Source organism: Microbispora sp. CL1-1 (genome assembly GCF_012034195.1).
Classification (GTDB): Bacteria; Actinomycetota; Actinomycetes; order Streptosporangiales; family Streptosporangiaceae; genus Microbispora.
In genome coordinates, this window is sequence record NZ_JAATEK010000002.1 from 237,005 (window position 1) to 253,384 (window position 16,380).

Consider the following 16,380-nt stretch of genomic DNA (forward strand, 5'->3'; position numbering starts at 1 on the left):
CGCTCGCGATCCGCCGACCACACCCCGTCCGTCAACGCCGGGCCCTCCGTGTCGATCGTCGAAGGATCTCAGGCCCAGGATCCTCCGAACCGGTGTGACGCGAAAGGGCCCGGCGGCCTCGGAACGGCAACACCTTTCCCGGACGGCCCCTGGAGCGCTCCCTTTTGGCGGGTTATTTTCGATAAAGGCACGTGCCGCCCAGCGAAGGACGAGGATTTATGGCCTTTCCCGCGAGCTACGTGGTGCGTGCGGTATTCGCGGGCCTGGCGGTGGCCGCACTGGTGACCGGATATATCGGCCTTCAGACCTATGCGAAAACGCTGAATCTGCCGTCGGGTCCCCTCGATCTCCTCTACTGGGACCTGCAACTGTTCGTATTCGACTCCGCGCCGCTCGACGAGCCGAAACCGCTGCCGGGCCTGCTGGAGTTCGCGCGTTTCGCCGCGCCCGGCGTGACGATCTACACCCTCGTCGACGGAGCCCGCCTGCTGTTCGCCGCCGAACTGCGGCGGTTGCGGGCGCGCAGGTCGAAGGAGCACGTGGTCGTGTGCGGCACGGGATCGCCGGCGCTGGCCCTGGTGGAACGGCTGCGCGCGACGAGCACGCGGATCGTGATGATCGGGTCGGCTCCGGTGGCCGCCACCGGCGATCGCAGGGTGCTCTACGTCAGGGGCGACGCGCGCAGCCCCGCCACCCTCCGCGCCGCCGGGATCCAGCGGGCCTCCGTCCTGTACGCCTGCGAGCCGGACAGCTCGGCCAACACGGCGATCGCCCTGGCGGCGCACGGCGTGGCCAGAGCCGACGGCAGGCGGCCCCTGTCGGCGTACGCCCTGATCTCCGATCCCGACCTGTGCGCCGCGCTGCGGGCCCGCCGGCTGAGCCTTCCCGGCAGGCCCCGGCTGCGTCTCGACTTCTTCAACCTGGACGAGCTCGCCGCCCGGGTGCTCCTGGACCGGCACCCGATAGTGAACGAGCAGCCTGTCGTCGTCATCGGGCTCGACGCCTTCGGCCGCAGCCTGCTGGTCGAGATGGCGCGCAGGCGGCGGCTGATCCCCGCGCCGTACCCGCTGCCCGTGACGGTCATCGACGCCGACGCCACCAAGACCGTCGAGGCCGTGTGCCGCAGGTTCGAGTTCGTGGCCGAGACGTGCGCGCTGACCACGCACAACGCGCCGCCCGGCGACCTGCCGCTGGGAGAGCTGCTGCCGTCCGAGCCGCCGCAGCGGGTGTTCGTGTGCCATCGCGACCAGGACCTCGCGCTCAAGACCGCGCTCACCTCGCTGCGTCTGTGGAACTGCGGGCCGGGATCGCTCGTGGTACGGGTCGAGGAGGCCGGCACCTTCAGCCGGGCCTTCGATGACGTCCATCTGCTGGAGGGGCTGTCCGGCGCCCTGCGCGTCTTCGCGGTCAACGAGGAGGCCGGCGACCCACGACTCATCGGGGAGGACCTGGTGGAGACGCTCGCCCGGGCGATCCACGAGAGCTACATCGTGGAGAACACCGCGCGGCGCCACGTGCGGGCGACCAACCCCTCGCTGGTGCCGTGGGAGAGCCTGCCGTCCCGTCTGCGGGCGGCGAACCGGCGGCAGGCCGAGGACATCGGCCGCAAGCTGACGAGCATCGGCTGCGCCCTCGCTCCCCGCGTGGAGCCCGAGCTGCACTTCGCCTTCAAGGACTACGAGATCGAGCAGCTTGCGATGATGGAGCACGAACGGTGGCTGCGGGACCTGGTCGCCGACGGATGGACCCGCGGCCCGTCCGCGACGACGAGAGCAGGAGGCACCCCGACCTGGACAGCTGGGACAACATCTCGGACATGGCGAGAGAGAAGGCCCGCGACACCGTGCGGAACCTGCCGCGCATCCTGGCCACCGCGGGTTTCCAGATCGTACGGGTCGGCTGAGCGAGTGAGCGGGGTGCCCACGATCGCGTTCACCGGCCACCGGGGCCTGCCCAGGGACACGGCCGTCCGGATCCGCCGCGCCCTTCGGGCCGTTCTCGCCGGCCGGGGCCGGCCGCTCGTGGGCCTGTCCTGCCTGGCGGAGGGGGCCGACCAGCTCTTCGCCCGCGAGGTGCTGCGTGCCGGCGGCGAGCTCGACGTGATCGTGCCCTCCGCCGGATATCGGGAGAGCCTGCCCCGCGCGGCCCGGGCGGGATACGACGAGCTGCTCCCGCTCGCGCGGCACGTGCACACGATGCCGTTCGAACGGCCGGAACCGGTGGCGTACATGGCCGCCTCGGTCTTCATGCTGGAGCGGGCGGACGAGTTGCTCGCCGTCTGGGACGGGCTGCCGGCGCGCGGGTACGGCGGGACTGCCGACGTCGTCGCGCACGCCCGCGAGCAGGAGATGCGGGTGCTGGTGCTCTGGCCGCCCGGCTCGCGGAGGGACTGACACGAAGACGGGCACGAAGGGGACGGTCGGGGTGAAGGCGGCGGCGGACAGGATCCGGCGGGTCGACGCGCTGCGCGGGTTCGCGGTGTGCGGGATCATGCTGGTCAACGCCTGGCAGCAGAGGGTGCGGCACGGGCCGACCTCGATCGACTGGGTGATGACGAACCTGTTCCAGAGCCGCTTCTACCCGATGTTCGCGTTCCTGTTCGGGCTGTCCTTCGCGCTGTTCCTGCGCTCGGCGGGGCTGCGCACGCGGCGCCCGCGCGTCGTCATGCTGCGGCGCCTGGCCGTGCTCGCGGCCCTGGGCGCGGCGCACATGCTGATCGACCCCGGCGAGGTGCTGCTGCCGTACGCGCTGCTGGGGGTGGTCCTGTTGCTTCCGGCGAGCCTGCTGCCCCGGGGGGCCGTGCTGCTGGTGGGATGCGGCGTCCTGGTCGCCTCCGTGCTCGACCCCCATCCGTACGTGCTGATCACCGCGCTGTTCCTGCTCGGCCTGGCCGCCGCGCCCGGCGGGGAGGCGAGGAGGGGCGCCGGGCGCCTCGGCGGGGCCGACGGCCTGGGCAGCGGGCCGCTCCTCGGCGCCGTGTGCGGTACGGCGGCCCTGCTCGCGGCCGGGCTGACCTGGTGGTGGAACCACGCGCCGCCCGGCGGCGGGGTCTACCAGGCGGCGGCGCTGTGCGGCGCGGCGGCGTACGCCACGGCGTTCCTGCTGGTCGCCCGTCGTACGGCGGTGTTCGAGGCGCTGGGCAGGATGACGCTGACCAACTACGTGACGGGCACGACGGTGATCGTGGTGGCGATGCCGCTTCTGGAGGCCGACCACACGGGTGCCGCCGTCGTGGTGCTCACCGTCGTCACCGTGGCCGTGCAGGCGGTCTTCTGCAGGTGGTGGCTCGCCCGGCACCGGTACGGCCCGCTGGAACGGGTGTGGCGCACGCTCACGTGGTGGGGCACCTCCCTGGACGACTCCGGAGGCACCTGGTGGGGCACGGCGGCGACCGGGCAGACTGTGATCCGTGACCCGCGTAGCGCTGTGCCAGATTCCCGTCGACCACGACCCGGAGACCAACCTCTCGACCGTGCGTGACGCCCTCGCACGGGCGCGGGGGGCGGACCTCGCCGTGTTCCCCGAGGCGACGCTCGCCCGGTTCGGCCCGGGAATCCTCGAGACCGCCCAGCCCCTGGACGGCCCGTTCGTCACCGGCCTGGCCGAGGCCGCGCGCGAGCACGGCACGGCCGTCATCGCCGGCGTCTTCGAGACCGCCCCGGACGGCAGGGTGTGGAACTCGGCCGTCGCCCTGCGGGAGGACGGCTCGCTCGCCGCGGCCTACCGGAAGATCCACCTGTTCGACTCCTTCGGCGCGAAGGAGTCGAAGCTGGTCGCGCCGGGGGACGTCCCGGAGGTCGTGGAGCTGGCCGGGCTCAGGATCGGCCTGATCACCTGTTATGACGTCCGCTTCCCCGAGCTGGCCCGCGCGCTGGTGGACCGGGGCGCGGACACGTTCGCCGTGATCGCCGCCTGGGGCTCGGGCCCGCTGAAGGAGGACCACTGGACGACCCTGGTGAGGGCCAGGGCCATCGAGAACACAACCTGGACCATCGCGGTCGGTCAAGCCCCCAATCCCGCCATACCGGACGGGTTCGGTGTGGGCCGCAGCATGCTCGTCGATCCGATGGGCGTCGCCCGGCATGACCTGGGCACGGGCCCCGGCGTGCTGATCGCGGAGATCGACACGGCCTGGACCGAGACCGCGCGCGCCACCCTCCCCTCGCTCGAACACCGCCGGCTCGGAGTCGGCAGATCGTAAACTTGGCCCCATGAGCGAGCCGGGACGCAGGACGCGGATGCAGAAGGTGGTTCCGCCGCGGCTGCTCGTGCCGTACCTGTCGGGCCGTCGCACGATCATCTCCGGCTACGTGTACCGGGTGCAGGACTGCGACCGCCTCACCACACCCGCCGCGCTCGTCGAGGCCCTCGACCTGAGTTTCGACGGATCGGAGCTGACGCCGGACGTGCCCGAGCTGTACATCATGCGCTGGGACGCGCGGGACATCGACACCTACGTCGTCCCGTACGGCCCGCACATGGGCGGTGATTGGAGCGATGCACCACCCTTCACCGGGAACGGCTTCACCGCCTCGCGCGAGCAGGTGGTGCCGCAGTTCCACACGATGCCCATGCCGGTCCCCGCGGGCGCGGAGATCGTCCACCTCACCGCGGCCGGGGAGCGTCCGTTCGCCGGATACGACGGCCTGACCTGGCGGCCGGCGCGATGAGCGACATCGAGCCGGTCGGCCTGGGATTCGTCGCCCGCTACCGCGACCGGGACTACGCCGCCGCGGTCGGGCCCGGCGGGAACGACGTCGTGCTGTTCAGCGAGACGCCGCAGGAGGGGTTCACCGACGCGGGCGGCTACTGGCGGCTGCGGGTGAGCCGGGCGGCGCTGGACCGGCTCACCCTGCTGCGTACGGTCGGGGCGTTCGGCGGCGAGCCGTGCCTCGTGCTGGACGAGGACGACGGCGGCGACGGCGGGGAGGGCGGCCTGCACATCGCCTACACCGGCCACAACGGCCTGAAGGCCGAGGCGCTCGGCTACTGGCTGGTGGACCACGGCGCCTACGAGGTGGTCGTGCCCCGCGAGGAGGTCCACGCGATCCGGGTGGAGCGCGTGCCGGTGCCGCTCACCGTTGACCGGCCGGACGGTCACGAGGGCCCGTGAGGGCCCCGCCCCGCTGGGACAACCGGTTCAGACGGCCCGGTTCAGACGGCCCGGTTCAGACGGCCCGGTTCAGACGGCCGGTTCAGGAGCCGAGCGACCGATAGCGAGCGAATCGGGCCGCCGTCCGCTCCTCCGCCGGGCGGTCCAGCAGGCCCGCGATCTCGTGTTCGAGCGTGCGGCCGACCCTGCGGCAGAACTCCTCCGGCTCGTACGCCGCATCGGGCCGTTCGGGCACGATCCGGTCCACGATGCCGTCCCGCCGCAGGTCGGCGGCGCGTACGCCCTGGGCGGCGGCGATCTCCGGGGCGAAATCGACGGTCCGGTACATCAGGGCCGAGGCGCCCTCCGGCGGGAGCGGGGACAGCCAGGCGTGCTGCGCGCTGACGACCCGGTCGGCCGGGAGCAGCGCCAGCGCGGCGCCGCCCGCGCCCTCCCCCAGCAGCAGGCACACGGTCGGCGCGTCGAGCATGACGAGGTCGGCCAGGCAGCGGGCGATCTCGGCGGCCAGGCCGCTCTCCTCGGCCGCCTTCGACAGCTCCGCCCCGCCGGTGTCGACGACCGTGACCAGCGGCAGGCCCAGTTCGCCGGCCAGGCGCATGCCGCGCCTGGCCACCCGCAGCCCGGCCGGGCCGAGCGTGCTGCCCGTCCGCTGCCGCCGCCGGTCCTGGCCGAGGACGACGGCGGGCGCGGCGCCGAACCTGGCCAGCGCCAGCAGCAGGCCGGGGTCGCGCTCCCCCACGCCGGTGCCGTGCAACGGGGTCACGTCGCGTGCGCCGTACTTGAGCAGCTCGCGCACGCCGGGGCGGTCGTCGCGGCGCGAGCGCGTGATGGCCTCCCACGCCGGCACGGGTTCGGCCGCCTCATCGGGTTCCCCGCCGGGGTCCAGCCCCTCGCGCGGGGCGCAGAGCACGGCCAGCACCCGGATGGCGATCTCCCGCGCGTCCTCGGCCGAGACGACGGCGTCGACCAGCCCGTGGGAGTAGAGGTTCTCCGCGACCTGGACCCCTTTGGGGAAGGGATAGCCGTGCAGCGACTCGAAGACCCGCGGCCCGAGGAAGCCGATGAGCGCGCCCGGCTCCGCGGCCGTCACGTGCCCGAGCGATCCCCACGAGGCGAGCACCCCGCCCGTCGTGGGATGGCGCAGATAGACGACGTACGGCAGGCCGGCGGCGCGGTGCGCGGCGACCGCCGCGGTGATCTTCACCATCTGGACGAAGGCCGGCGCGCCCTCCTGCATGCGGATGCCGCCGCTGGCGGGGGCGGCGAGCAGCGGCAGGCGCTCGGCGGTGGCCCTCTCGACGGCCCGGACGAGCCGCTCGGCCGCCGCCGTCCCGATCGAGCCCCCGAGGAAGGAGAACTCGCAGGCGACGACGGCCACCCGGCGCCCGTCGAGCGTGCCCTCTCCGGTGACGACCGACTCGTCGTACCCCGTCCTGGCCCGGGCGCGGGCGAGTTCGGCTGCGTAGTCCGAGCCGGGCTCGGCCCGGTCGCGCGGGGGACCGTCCCACGACTTCCACGAGTGCGCGTCGAGCACCCGCGCGATCAGCGTCCGCGCGTCCGGCCTGGCCGCGTCAGCGTTGCTCATGGCGAACGCCGCTCCCGTTCGGCCAGCCAGTCGAGCACGGCGTCGTTGTCCTGGCCCAGGGCGGGAGGCGCCGCGTGTCCCTCTCCGGCCGCCGGGGTTCCTGCTTGATCGTCACGGTCGAAGCGTAGCGGCGGGCCGGGCAGCTCGATCGGGCCGAGCACCGGATGGTCGACGGTGACGACCAGGCCCTGCGACCGGACCTGGTCCCAGGCGTACACCTCGTCGATCGACCGGATCGCGCCCGAGGGCACGCCGACCTCGCGCAACGCCGCGAGCCAGTGCTCGCGGTCGTGGGCCGCCAGCGCCTTCTCCATCTCGGCGATCAGCTCTTCCCGATGCGCGAACCTATCCCTGTTTGTCGCATATTTTGGCATTTCGGGATCGATGTCCAGTAGCTGGGCGACCTTGCGCCACTGCCCGTCGTTGGCCGCCGCGATCTGGATCATGCCGTCGGCGCAGGTGAAAGCGCCGTACGGGGCGATGGAGGTGTGGTGGTTGCCGCCCGCCCTCGGCACCGTGCCCGCGACGGTCCAGGCGGTGCCGTGATAGGAGTGCACACCCACGATCGACGCCAGCAGAGACGTCCTGACGACCCTCCCGCGGCCGGTGCGCTCGCGTTCGTACAGGGCCGCGACCACCCCGTACGCGCCGTGGATGCCCGCGAGCAGGTCGGCGATCGAGGTCCCGACCCGGTAGGGCTCGTCGGGCGAGGGCCCGGTCAGCGACATCAGCCCGGCCTCCCCCTGGGCGATCTGGTCGTAGCCCGGCCTGCCGCCCTCGGGACCGTCGTGCCCGAAGCCGGTGATGGACAGGATCACCAGCCCGGGGTTGATCGTGTGCAGGCGCTCGACGGGGAACCCGAGGCGGTCGAGCACGCCGGTGCGGAAGTTCTCCACCAGCACGTCGCTCTGCCGTACGAGCCGCTCGACCAGAGCGCGGCCCTCCCCGGACTTCAGGTCCACCGTGATCGAGCGCTTGTTGCGGTTGGCCGCGAGAAAGTAGGTGGATATGGCATGATCCGGGCCGACGAAGGGGCCCCACTCGCGCGACTCGTCGCCCGCGGGGTGCTCCACTTTGATCACATGGGCGCCCAGATCGCCGAGCATCTGCGTGCAGTGCGGCCCGGCGAGGGCCCGGGACAGATCGAGGACGACGATGCCGCTGAGAGGTCCCTGCACAACCAGCCTCCACGGGGGTTGCTAAGGAGAACGTCCTTCGGTCTCCACCGGCAAGACTGTCAAATCACCCCGCCCGAAGACAGCCCCCGACCGCGCCTCCCGGTGCCCCGGGCGGCACGGAGCTGCCCGGGGTTCCGGGTCAGTGATGCGTGCGATGGCCGCGCCACTGGTCCATCAGCCGGCGCATTCGCTGCCGGTTCTGCGGATCACGCGCCATGGTCTTGGCCTTCTCGACGTTCTCGCGCCCCTTGGGGGTGTGCAGGTATTCCCTGATGCGCTGGACGATAGATGCCATTTGTAACTCACCATCCCGATTGTGCCGTTATTGAACGGCTACCCACGGACACCGCCCCCAACCACCGGCGCCCAGGCAGCCTGGGGCGGCAGTGCCCCCGTACCCGTTCCGCTGAGATGGGCGAATGAGCCGCTTTCGCGGGGGCGCGTCAGAGGGTGTCCACCTCCGCGTGCGGGAGGCCGCCGGAGAGCTTGGGATAGCCGGGGCCGCGGTCGAAGAAGGCTGCGGGGCGGGTCTCGCGCAGGCGTTCCCGCAGGCGCTCGGTCGCCTCGGCGTCGACGACGACGTCATCGCGGGTGCCGGTCAGCACGACGCCGTAGTCCTCCCGCGCACCCTCGAACGACACCTTCCCGTCGCGCACGTCGGCGGCCACCTTCTCCACGGGCCGGTCGTACGGGGAGCCCCAGCCGCCTCCGCCGGTGGTGCGGATGCGGATGACCTGCCCGGCGCGTACGGGGAAGTCGTCGACCAGGCCCTCCATCTCCACCCCGTCCACGGTGACCTGGAAGCGGCGGCCCGCCCGGCCGCCGTTGACGCCCCAGCACGACAGGATCGAGCGGTCGGCGATCGACATGAAGGAGGCGTCGCGGAGCATGCGGATGTGCTTGTCGTAGCCGAGGCCGCCGCGGAACTCCCCCGGCCCGCCGCTGTCCACGGCCAGCCCCAGCCGCTCGACCCGGAACGGCCAGCGTGCCTCGGCAAACTCCACGGGGATGTTGCGGCTGTCGGGCACCACGTGGATGGTGTCCTCCCCGTCGGCGTACCAGCGCCCGCCCGAGCCGCCGCCGAGCACCTCGCGCATGAGATAGGGCCCGTCGTCCGATTCGCCGTACACGCCGGTGTAGCGGATGGTCTCCTGATCGGCGGGCATGCGGCCGCCGGTCGCCTTGGCCAGGACGCCCGCGAGAACGCCGAGCAGGCGCAGGATCACGAACGTACGGGCGTTGGTGGGCGCGGGGAAGATCGGCGTCAGCAGGGTGCCCTTCTCCGGGAAGACCATCTTGATCAGCGGCACGACGCCCTCGTTGACGTCGAGCTCGGCCATCCGCTCGGGCGTGTCGGCGAGGTTGCGCAGGATCGGCGCCAGCCACTTCTTCAGGAAGACGCCGTCGGCGTAGTCGCCGGCGTGGTTGATCGGCCCCTTCGCCTGGGGCGAGGTGCCGGTGAAGTCGATGGTCAGCGGGGTCTCCGCCGAATGATCGACGGTGAGCGTGATCCGCTGGGCGTGCAGGCGCGGCTCGTCCACGCCGTCGTGCTCGGCGTAGTCCTCCCAGACGTGCACACCCTCGGGGATCTTCGCGAGCAGCTCGCGGCGGAACGTCTCGGTCGTCTTGTCGATGATCGCGTCGAAGCACGCCTCGACCGCCTCCCGGCCGTACCGGCCGAACAGCTCGCCGAGCCGCCGGGCGCCCATGAGGCAGGCCGAGCACTCCGCGTCGAGGTCCCCGGCCAGCGAGTCGGGCATCCGGGAGTTGCGCGTCATGATCGTGAGCGCGGCGCGGTTGGGCACCCCCTGGTCCCACAGCTTGATCGGCGGGACCATCAGGCCCTCCTCGAACGCGCTGCGCGCGTGCGACGGCATCGACCCCGGCACCGCGCCGCCGATGTCGTCATGGTGGCCGAACGCCTGGACGAACGCGACGACCTCGCCGCCGTGGAAGACCGGCACCGTCACGCACAGGTCGGGCAGGTGACCGATGCCGCCCTCGGAGAGGTAGACGTCGTTGTGGAAGAACACGTCGCCGGGCCGCATCGTCTCGATCGGGAAGTCGCGGACGACCGGCTGCACCAGCGCCGAGTAGGACCGCCCGGTCAGCTTGCGCAGCCGCACGTCGTGGATGCCGGCGCGGAAGTCGTGGGCGTCGCGGATCATCGGCGACCTCGCCGTACGCGCGATCGCCGTCTCGACCTCCTTCTCGACCGAGGCGAGCGTGCCCTCCACGATCTCCACGAGCACGGGGTCGGCGGTCCTACCGGTCATCGCTCACCACCACGAGGTTGCCGTAGTCGTCCATGGTCGCCGTGAAGCCGGGATGCACCGGCAGGGTCGAGCCGTACTCCTCGATCACGGCCGGGCCGCGCACCACCGCGCCCGCGCCGAGGTCGGCCCGGCGGTAGATCACGGTCCTGGCCCACTGCTCGAAGAACACGTCGCGGGTCGCGACCGGGCTCGGCTCGTCCTCCTGGAGGGGCCTGCGCGCGATCTTCGGCCGGGTGATCGGGCCGATGCCGGACACCCGCAGGTTGACCCACTCGACGGCGTGGCGGGGGTCGTCGCGGTAGCCGTACCCGTAGAGCCTCTCGTGCTCGGCGTGGAACCGCTCGGCGACCTCGGCGAGCCATGCCGCGTCGACGGGGCCGTCGGGGGCGGGCACCCGCACCTCGTACGCCTGGCCGTAGTAGCGCAGGTCGGCGCTGCGCGCGTACACGTGCCCGGTGAAGCCCTCGCGGTCGAGCGCGGCGGCGGCCTCGGCCTCCAGGCCGGCCAGGATTCCGGCGACCACCTCGGGCGAGGGGTCGCGGGCGACGTACGTGCGGACGTAGTCGTTCTTCACGTCCACGGTGAGCAGGCCGAACGCGGACACGTTCCCGGGATCGGGCGGGACGATCGCGGCCCGCAGCCCGAGGACGTCGATGAGCCGGCAGGCCAGCAACGGCCCGGAGCCGCCGAAGGCGACCATCGGGAAGTCCCGCACGTCGAGGCCGCGCTGCACGGTGATCTGCCTGATCGCGTTGGACTGGTTGAACGCGCTGATCTCCAGGATCCCGGTGGCGCAGCGCTCCGGGGTCAGCCCGAGACGGCCCGCCAGCGCTTCGACGCCCGCCCGGGCGGCGGCGACGTCGAGGGGGATCTCGCCGCCGAGCAGGTGCGGAGGCACCCGGCCGAGGAAGACGTGCGCGTCGGTCACCGTCACCTCGGTGCCGCCCCTGCCGTAGCAGATCGGCCCGGGGTCCGCACCCGCCGATCTCGGGCCGACCTTCAGCGTGCCCTCGGGGGAGATCCAGGCGATGGACCCGCCGCCCGCCCCGACCGTGACGATGTCGATCATCGGGATCTTGCACGGGTAGCGGCCGATGCTGCCCTCGGTCGTCAGCGACGGCTCCCCGTCCACCACGACGGCCACGTCGGTGGAGGTACCGCCGCCGTCGAGGGTGATGACGCTCGGGTGCCCGGCGGTGCTCGCGATAAGCGCCGCGCCGAGCGCCCCCGCCGCCGGACCGGACAGCACGGTCGTGATCGGCTGGTGCACCACCTCGGCCGCCGACAGCACGCCGCCGTTGCTCTTCATGACCGAGAACGGCCGGCCCAGCCGCTCCGACAGGTTGTCGATGTATCGCCGCATGATCGGCTTGACCGCCGCGTCCACCAGCGTGGTCACCGACCGCTCGTACTCCCGGTATTCGCGCAGCACGTCGCTCGACAGCGACACGACCGCCTCGGGGTGCTCGCGCTCCAGCACCGCGCGCATCCGCCGTTCGTGCTCCGGGTTGGCGTAGGAGTGCAGGAAGCACACCCCGATCGCGGTGACGCCGCGCGCCTTGAACCACCGCGCGGCGTCCGCGGCCTGCTCCTCGTCGAACGGCCGGACCTCGCGGCCGAGGTGGTCGAGCCGCCCCCCGACCGTACGCACCCGGTGGACGGGCACGATCCGCGGCGGCTTGACCCAGAAGTAGGAGTTGCCGTACCCGTCCGGCACGCTCTGCCGGGCGATCTCCAGGACGAACTCGAAGCCCTCCGTGGTGACGAAGCCCAGGTGCGACGTGCCGTCCGGGCGGTCCTCCAGCAACTGGTTGGTGGCGACGGTGGTGCCGTGGACGAGTGCGGACACGGCGTCGAGGGCGCGGGACCCCGCGTGGGCCTCGAGCACCTTGTGCACGCCTGCCATGAACCCGTCGGCCGGGTTGGCAGGAGTCGAGGGAGTCTTGGTCGTCACGATCCGGCCGGACTCCTCGTCGACGAGCACGACGTCGGTGAAGGTGCCGCCAGTGTCGACCCCGATGCGCACGCTGGACATGCTCCGTGTTTACCGATCGCCGCCGATCGGAAGAACCGGCGCACTCTGCCGAAGAATCGCCGTCCTGTCGTCAGACCCTGCCCGACCAGCGGCCTACACCGCGCAGGCGCCGTCGTCGCAGCCGTCGCCGCCCGGCACGCGTGCGGCCCTCTCCTGCGCCGTACGCTGCTCGACCTCACGCAGGGCGGCCACGAGCGTCTCGACGGGCTGCGCGCCCGACACGGCGAACTTCTCCTCGAACAGGAACAGCGGGACGGCGCGGATGCCGAGCTCGCGGGCGCGGGCGAGGTCCGCGCGCACCTCGCCGGCTCCCTCGCCCGTGTCCTCGACTCCCACCTCGGCGGCGAGAGTGGCCAGCGTGGCGGGGTCGCCGACGTCGAGGCCGTCGGTGAAGTGCGCCCGGAAGAGCCGGTCGGTCATGTCCGCGTCGCGCCCGGCGCGGCCGGCCAGCCCGATCAGCCGGTGCGCCTCGAAGGTGTTGGCGGCGATCGCGCGGTCGAAGCGGAGCTCCAGCCCGTCCTGCGCCGCCACGCCCGCGACGTGACCGGTCATCTGCGCCACCTGGGCGGCGCCGCCGAACTTGCGCTCCAGCGCGCTCAGCAGCGGCTCACCGCTGGAGACCCCGTCCGGGTCGAGCTGGAACGGGCGATGGGCGATCTCAACGGGCCCCTCGTAGAGGCGTACGGCCTGATGGAGACGGTGGTGACCGATGTAGCACCACGGACACACGACATCGGAGAAGATCTCGACTTTCACGACATGTCCCAACCAGCGCCTCCGGCAGTGGATTCCCCGCCGGCGGGGATTCGATCGGCCTTGCGACCCGCGCACTCGCATCCGTATATTCGTGTGCGAGTAAACGAACAAGAGGGTGATCGTCCATGGCGAAGCGGCGCAAGGTGGCGAACCTGCTGGCGCTGGCGGTGCTCTCCGCGCTCGCGCACCGGCCGATGCATCCGTACGAGATGGCGGCGGCCCTGCGCGGCTGGAACAAAGAGCACGACATGGGGATCAAGTGGGGATCCCTGTACACGGTCGTCGGAAACCTGGCCAAGCACGGGCTGATCGAGGAACTGGAGAGCGGCCGCCAGGGGCGCCGCCCGGAGCGGACCGTTTACCGGATCACCGAGGCGGGCCGGGAGGAGCTGGTCGACTGGACCCGGGAACTGCTCGGCGTCCCCCAGATGGAGTTCCCGCGGTTCCGCGCCGGGCTGTCGGTCATGGCCGTGCTCCCCCCGGACGACGTGGCCGGGCTGCTCACCGACCGGCTCTCGGCGATCAGGAGGGGGATCGCCGAGCTGGAGGAGTTCCATGAACGTGACGACCTGCAGGTGCCGCGTCTGTTCCTCATCGAGACGGAGTACGACCTGGCGATGCTCAGGGCGGAAGAGCGCTGGGTCGCGGCCCTGCTCGACGAGCTGACCTCCGGCACGTTCCCCGGCCTGGCGGAGTGGCGGGGCTTCCACGAGGCCGGCGGGCTGTCAGCGGAGATGAAGGAGCTCGCGGAAGAGAAGATCACTGACCTTTAGTCCTGGTGGCGGTGCTGCAACACCGCCACCAGGCAGACCTTCGAACCGGCATGTGGTGGCCCGAAGATGCAGCGAATCGAGGATAACGGGTCTCCTCCCATGGCGGTTCGGCGTGCACGTCAATCGACAGGAGGAGAAATGAAGCACGTCGCGATCATCGGCGGTGGCATCGCCGGCCCGGTCACCGCGCTGGCGCTGCGCAGGGCGGGCATGGACGTCACCATCTACGATGCCTATCCGACCAGCGCCGACGAGGCAGGCGGATCACTCGGCCTCGCCCCCAACGGCCTGGCGGCGCTGGAGATCGTCGGTGTGGCCGGCGCGGTGCGGGCGGCCGCGCAGCCCGTCACGCGCTCGGTCATGTCGCTCGCCGGCCGCACGCGCCTGGAGCTGCCCAGCCTGTCCGAGGTCGGACCGATGCACATGGTCCGGCGCGCCGACATCTACCGGGCGCTGCGCGACCAGCTCGTGAAGCAGGGCGTCGCGGTCGAGTACGGCAGACGGCTCACCGGGGTCGAGGGCACCACGGCGATCTTCGCCGACGGCGGCCGGGCCGGGTTCGACGTCCTGGTCGGCGCCGACGGCGTCCACTCCACCGTCCGCCGGCTCATCGACCCGCACGCGCCCGGCCCGAAGTGGACCGGGATGATCGGCGTGGAGGGCGTCTCGACGTACGAGGTGCCCGAGGATGCGGAGACGACGGTCTTCGCCTTCGGCAGGCGCGGCTACTACCTCTACTGGCGCAACACCGCGGGCGGCACCACCTGGGGCGTCAACCTGCCCTACGACCGGCCCCTGTCCCTCGCCCAGGCCCGCGAGGTGCCGCGCGAGGAGTGGATGCGCACCCTGCGGGAGACGTACGGCGACGACGTGCCCGGTGGTGACCTCATCCGGCACGCCCCGGTGACGTCGATGCTGGTGACGGGGGCGCTCTACATCATGCCCAGCGTGCCGCGCTGGCACCGCGACCGGATGGTCCTGGTCGGCGACGCCGCCCACGCGCCGTCGAACAGCTCGGGGCAGGGCGCGTCGCTCGCGATCGAGAGCGCCGTCCAGCTCGCCCGCTGCCTGCGGGACATCGAGGACGTGCCGCGGGCGTTCGCCACGTACGAGCGGCTCCGCCGCAGCCGGGTGGAGAAGGTGGCGGCGCGCACCGCCAAGATCAACCATGCCAAGACACCGGGCCCGGTCATGCGGAGGCTGATTCCGCTTCTCATGCCGCTGATGCTGAAGACGGTCATGAATCCGGACAAGACCGTGGGCCCGGAGCAGCGCTACCGCATCGACTGGGACGCGCCCGCCGCCGCCGCCTCCCCGGTCCGCTGACCACGCTCGCCCAGGTTGCCGCGGGTGAGGGCTTTCCCGGCTCGGTGTGCGGCGACCACACCGCACCCCGGCGGGAAAGCCCTCGACACCTCTGCGTCGTCGGGGAGGGCGGGAGCATCCGCCGCGCGGCCGAACGCTTCCAGGTCTGCCACACCACCGCGGCTCGCGGCGTCCGCCCTTGCCCGCGGCGGCCTACCCGCGGCGGCTCCGGCGGCCGAGGAGCCAGCCGATGACGGCGCTGCCGAGCGCCACCCCGGCGCCGGTGCCGAACGCCGCGAGCATCGTCCAGGCCGGCACGCCCTGGCGACGCGCCGCCGGGGCGGCCTCGCGCGTGAACACGCGTGGCGCGGCCTCCCCTGTCACGGCCGCCGGCACCACCGCACGCTCGTCACCGGCCGCCGCTCCCGGCCCCGCCGCGACGACGGCCGTGCCTGCGACGGGGACCGACAGCAGGTGCCGCTCGACGGCGGAGAAGAACTCCCCCGCGGTCTTCTTCGCGACCGAGGCGAGCATCCGCTGCCCCACGCCGCCGATCATGCCGCCGACGACGGCGTCGGCGTCGTAGTCGACCCGGGTGCCGCCCTCGGCGTCGCTGAGCCGTACGGCCACGGTCGCCTCGACCGTGCCGGGCGCGCCCTGACCGCGCGCGCCGAGCGTGAACCGGTCGGGCTCCTCCTGGTCGCGCAGCGCCACCTCGCCCTGGTAGACGCCCTTGATCGAGGCGACCCCCGCCGTCACCGTCATCGCGTACACGTTCTCGCCGATCGTCTCCAGGCGCTCGCAACCGGGGATCGTCCTGACCAGGACGCCGGGGTCCTGGAGGGCGTCCCAGACCCGCTTGCGCTCCACCGCGACCAGCGCGCTGCCTGAGACCTTCATGCGCCCACCTCCGATGCCGAGCACCCTAGAGAATCACCGGTTCGGCGAGAACGGCAAGATCTGCCCCGGCACGGCGTCGTGCTCGTGCAGAGTTCACATGCCCGGCGGCGCGGCCGGCTATCGGCCGTTCTCCGCCGTCGCCGCGCAGAAGTGCCCCGGCGCGTACGCCCGTCCACCGATGCCGGCCCCCGCATGGTCAACCGCGCGGCGTACGGGGGAATCACCCGCACGACGGACGCGGCACTTGCCCTCGTTCGCCCATCCTTGATCGCGCGCCTCCCCAGGAGGCGCTCCCGGCGGTCCGGGACCGTCAGTCCCCGGCGACCGGGACGATCCGGCCGGCATGGCCGGCATGGCCGGCATGGCCGGCACTGCAGGCGACGGGGACACCGCGAACGGGGCGGGACTTCGCCCGGCTGTGACGAAGATCGCACACCGCGGAACCCTATTGCTCTACAG

The 16,380-nt window shown here is 72.3% G+C and carries 14 protein-coding genes; 7 read left to right on the plus strand and 7 right to left on the minus strand.

Features of this window, described 5'->3' with window-relative positions:
- The first annotated feature begins 218 nt into the window (after nucleotides 1–218).
- From HCK04_RS44070 to HCK04_RS03495, 5 genes are read left to right on the plus strand one after another with little or no spacing between them, the layout of a single operon-like run.
- Nucleotides 219–2,393, plus strand: coding sequence for an NAD-binding protein (locus HCK04_RS44070; RefSeq protein WP_142645411.1), 2,175 nt, complete (start codon nucleotides 219–221; stop codon nucleotides 2,391–2,393).
- 31 nt (nucleotides 2,394–2,424) lie between these two features.
- A complete protein-coding gene (locus tag HCK04_RS03480; protein ID WP_142645412.1) occupies nucleotides 2,425–3,480 on the plus strand; it encodes a DUF418 domain-containing protein in 1,056 nt (351 codons plus the stop codon).
- Complete coding sequence (locus tag HCK04_RS03485; RefSeq protein WP_142645413.1) at nucleotides 3,410–4,201, plus strand: carbon-nitrogen hydrolase family protein; 792 nt, start codon at nucleotides 3,410–3,412, stop codon at nucleotides 4,199–4,201. The genes HCK04_RS03480 and HCK04_RS03485 overlap by 71 nt, the downstream gene beginning before the upstream one ends.
- Nucleotides 4,202–4,211: 10 nt before the next feature.
- Nucleotides 4,212–4,670, plus strand: a complete 459-nt coding sequence (locus HCK04_RS03490) for a hypothetical protein (RefSeq protein ID WP_240970906.1) — start codon at nucleotides 4,212–4,214, stop codon at nucleotides 4,668–4,670.
- Entirely contained in the window at nucleotides 4,667–5,113 is a 447-nt protein-coding gene (locus tag HCK04_RS03495; RefSeq protein ID WP_142645414.1) for a hypothetical protein, read from the plus strand. Before HCK04_RS03490 ends, HCK04_RS03495 begins: the two co-directional genes overlap by 4 nt.
- An 82-nt stretch (nucleotides 5,114–5,195) precedes the next feature.
- Here HCK04_RS03495 and HCK04_RS03500 read toward each other — a convergent pair whose 3' ends face one another.
- The 6 genes from HCK04_RS03500 to HCK04_RS03525 form a co-directional block, all read right to left on the minus strand.
- On the minus strand, nucleotides 5,196–6,698 hold the full coding sequence (locus tag HCK04_RS03500; RefSeq protein WP_142645415.1) for a carboxyl transferase domain-containing protein: 1,503 nt from the start codon (nucleotides 6,696–6,698) through the stop codon (nucleotides 5,196–5,198).
- The gene (locus tag HCK04_RS03505; RefSeq protein WP_142645416.1) at nucleotides 6,695–7,876 is read right to left on the minus strand and encodes a CoA transferase; all 1,182 of its coding nucleotides are present in this window, start codon (nucleotides 7,874–7,876) and stop codon (nucleotides 6,695–6,697) included. Before HCK04_RS03505 ends, HCK04_RS03500 begins: the two co-directional genes overlap by 4 nt.
- Nucleotides 7,877–8,015: 139 nt before the next feature.
- The gene (locus tag HCK04_RS03510; protein WP_168065612.1) at nucleotides 8,016–8,171 is read right to left on the minus strand and encodes a hypothetical protein; all 156 of its coding nucleotides are present in this window, start codon (nucleotides 8,169–8,171) and stop codon (nucleotides 8,016–8,018) included.
- 148 nt (nucleotides 8,172–8,319) lie between these two features.
- Nucleotides 8,320–10,152 carry a hydantoinase B/oxoprolinase family protein gene (locus HCK04_RS03515; protein ID WP_142645417.1) on the minus strand — a complete coding sequence of 611 codons (1,833 nt, stop codon included), beginning with the start codon at nucleotides 10,150–10,152 and terminating at the stop codon, nucleotides 8,320–8,322.
- Nucleotides 10,142–12,187 (minus strand): hydantoinase/oxoprolinase family protein, encoded by a 2,046-nt coding sequence (locus HCK04_RS03520; protein WP_142645418.1) that lies wholly within the window; start codon nucleotides 12,185–12,187, stop codon nucleotides 10,142–10,144. The genes HCK04_RS03515 and HCK04_RS03520 overlap by 11 nt, the downstream gene beginning before the upstream one ends.
- 93 nt (nucleotides 12,188–12,280) lie before the next feature.
- Entirely contained in the window at nucleotides 12,281–12,943 is a 663-nt protein-coding gene (locus tag HCK04_RS03525) for a DsbA family oxidoreductase (protein WP_142645419.1), read from the minus strand.
- 125 nt (nucleotides 12,944–13,068) lie between these two features.
- Between HCK04_RS03525 and HCK04_RS03530 the strand changes: the two genes are divergently transcribed.
- Together HCK04_RS03530 and HCK04_RS03535 are read left to right on the plus strand one after the other, a co-directional pair.
- Entirely contained in the window at nucleotides 13,069–13,716 is a 648-nt protein-coding gene (locus HCK04_RS03530) for a PadR family transcriptional regulator (protein WP_142645420.1), read from the plus strand.
- Nucleotides 13,717–13,854: 138 nt separating this feature from the next.
- Complete coding sequence (locus HCK04_RS03535; RefSeq protein ID WP_142645421.1) at nucleotides 13,855–15,042, plus strand: NAD(P)/FAD-dependent oxidoreductase; 1,188 nt, start codon at nucleotides 13,855–13,857, stop codon at nucleotides 15,040–15,042.
- Between the two features lie 192 nt (nucleotides 15,043–15,234).
- On the opposite strand, the gene HCK04_RS03540 is transcribed toward HCK04_RS03535, so the two are convergent.
- Nucleotides 15,235–15,921, minus strand: a complete 687-nt coding sequence (locus tag HCK04_RS03540; protein WP_142645422.1) for a carbon monoxide dehydrogenase subunit G — start codon at nucleotides 15,919–15,921, stop codon at nucleotides 15,235–15,237.
- Between the last annotated feature and the right edge of the window lie 459 nt (nucleotides 15,922–16,380).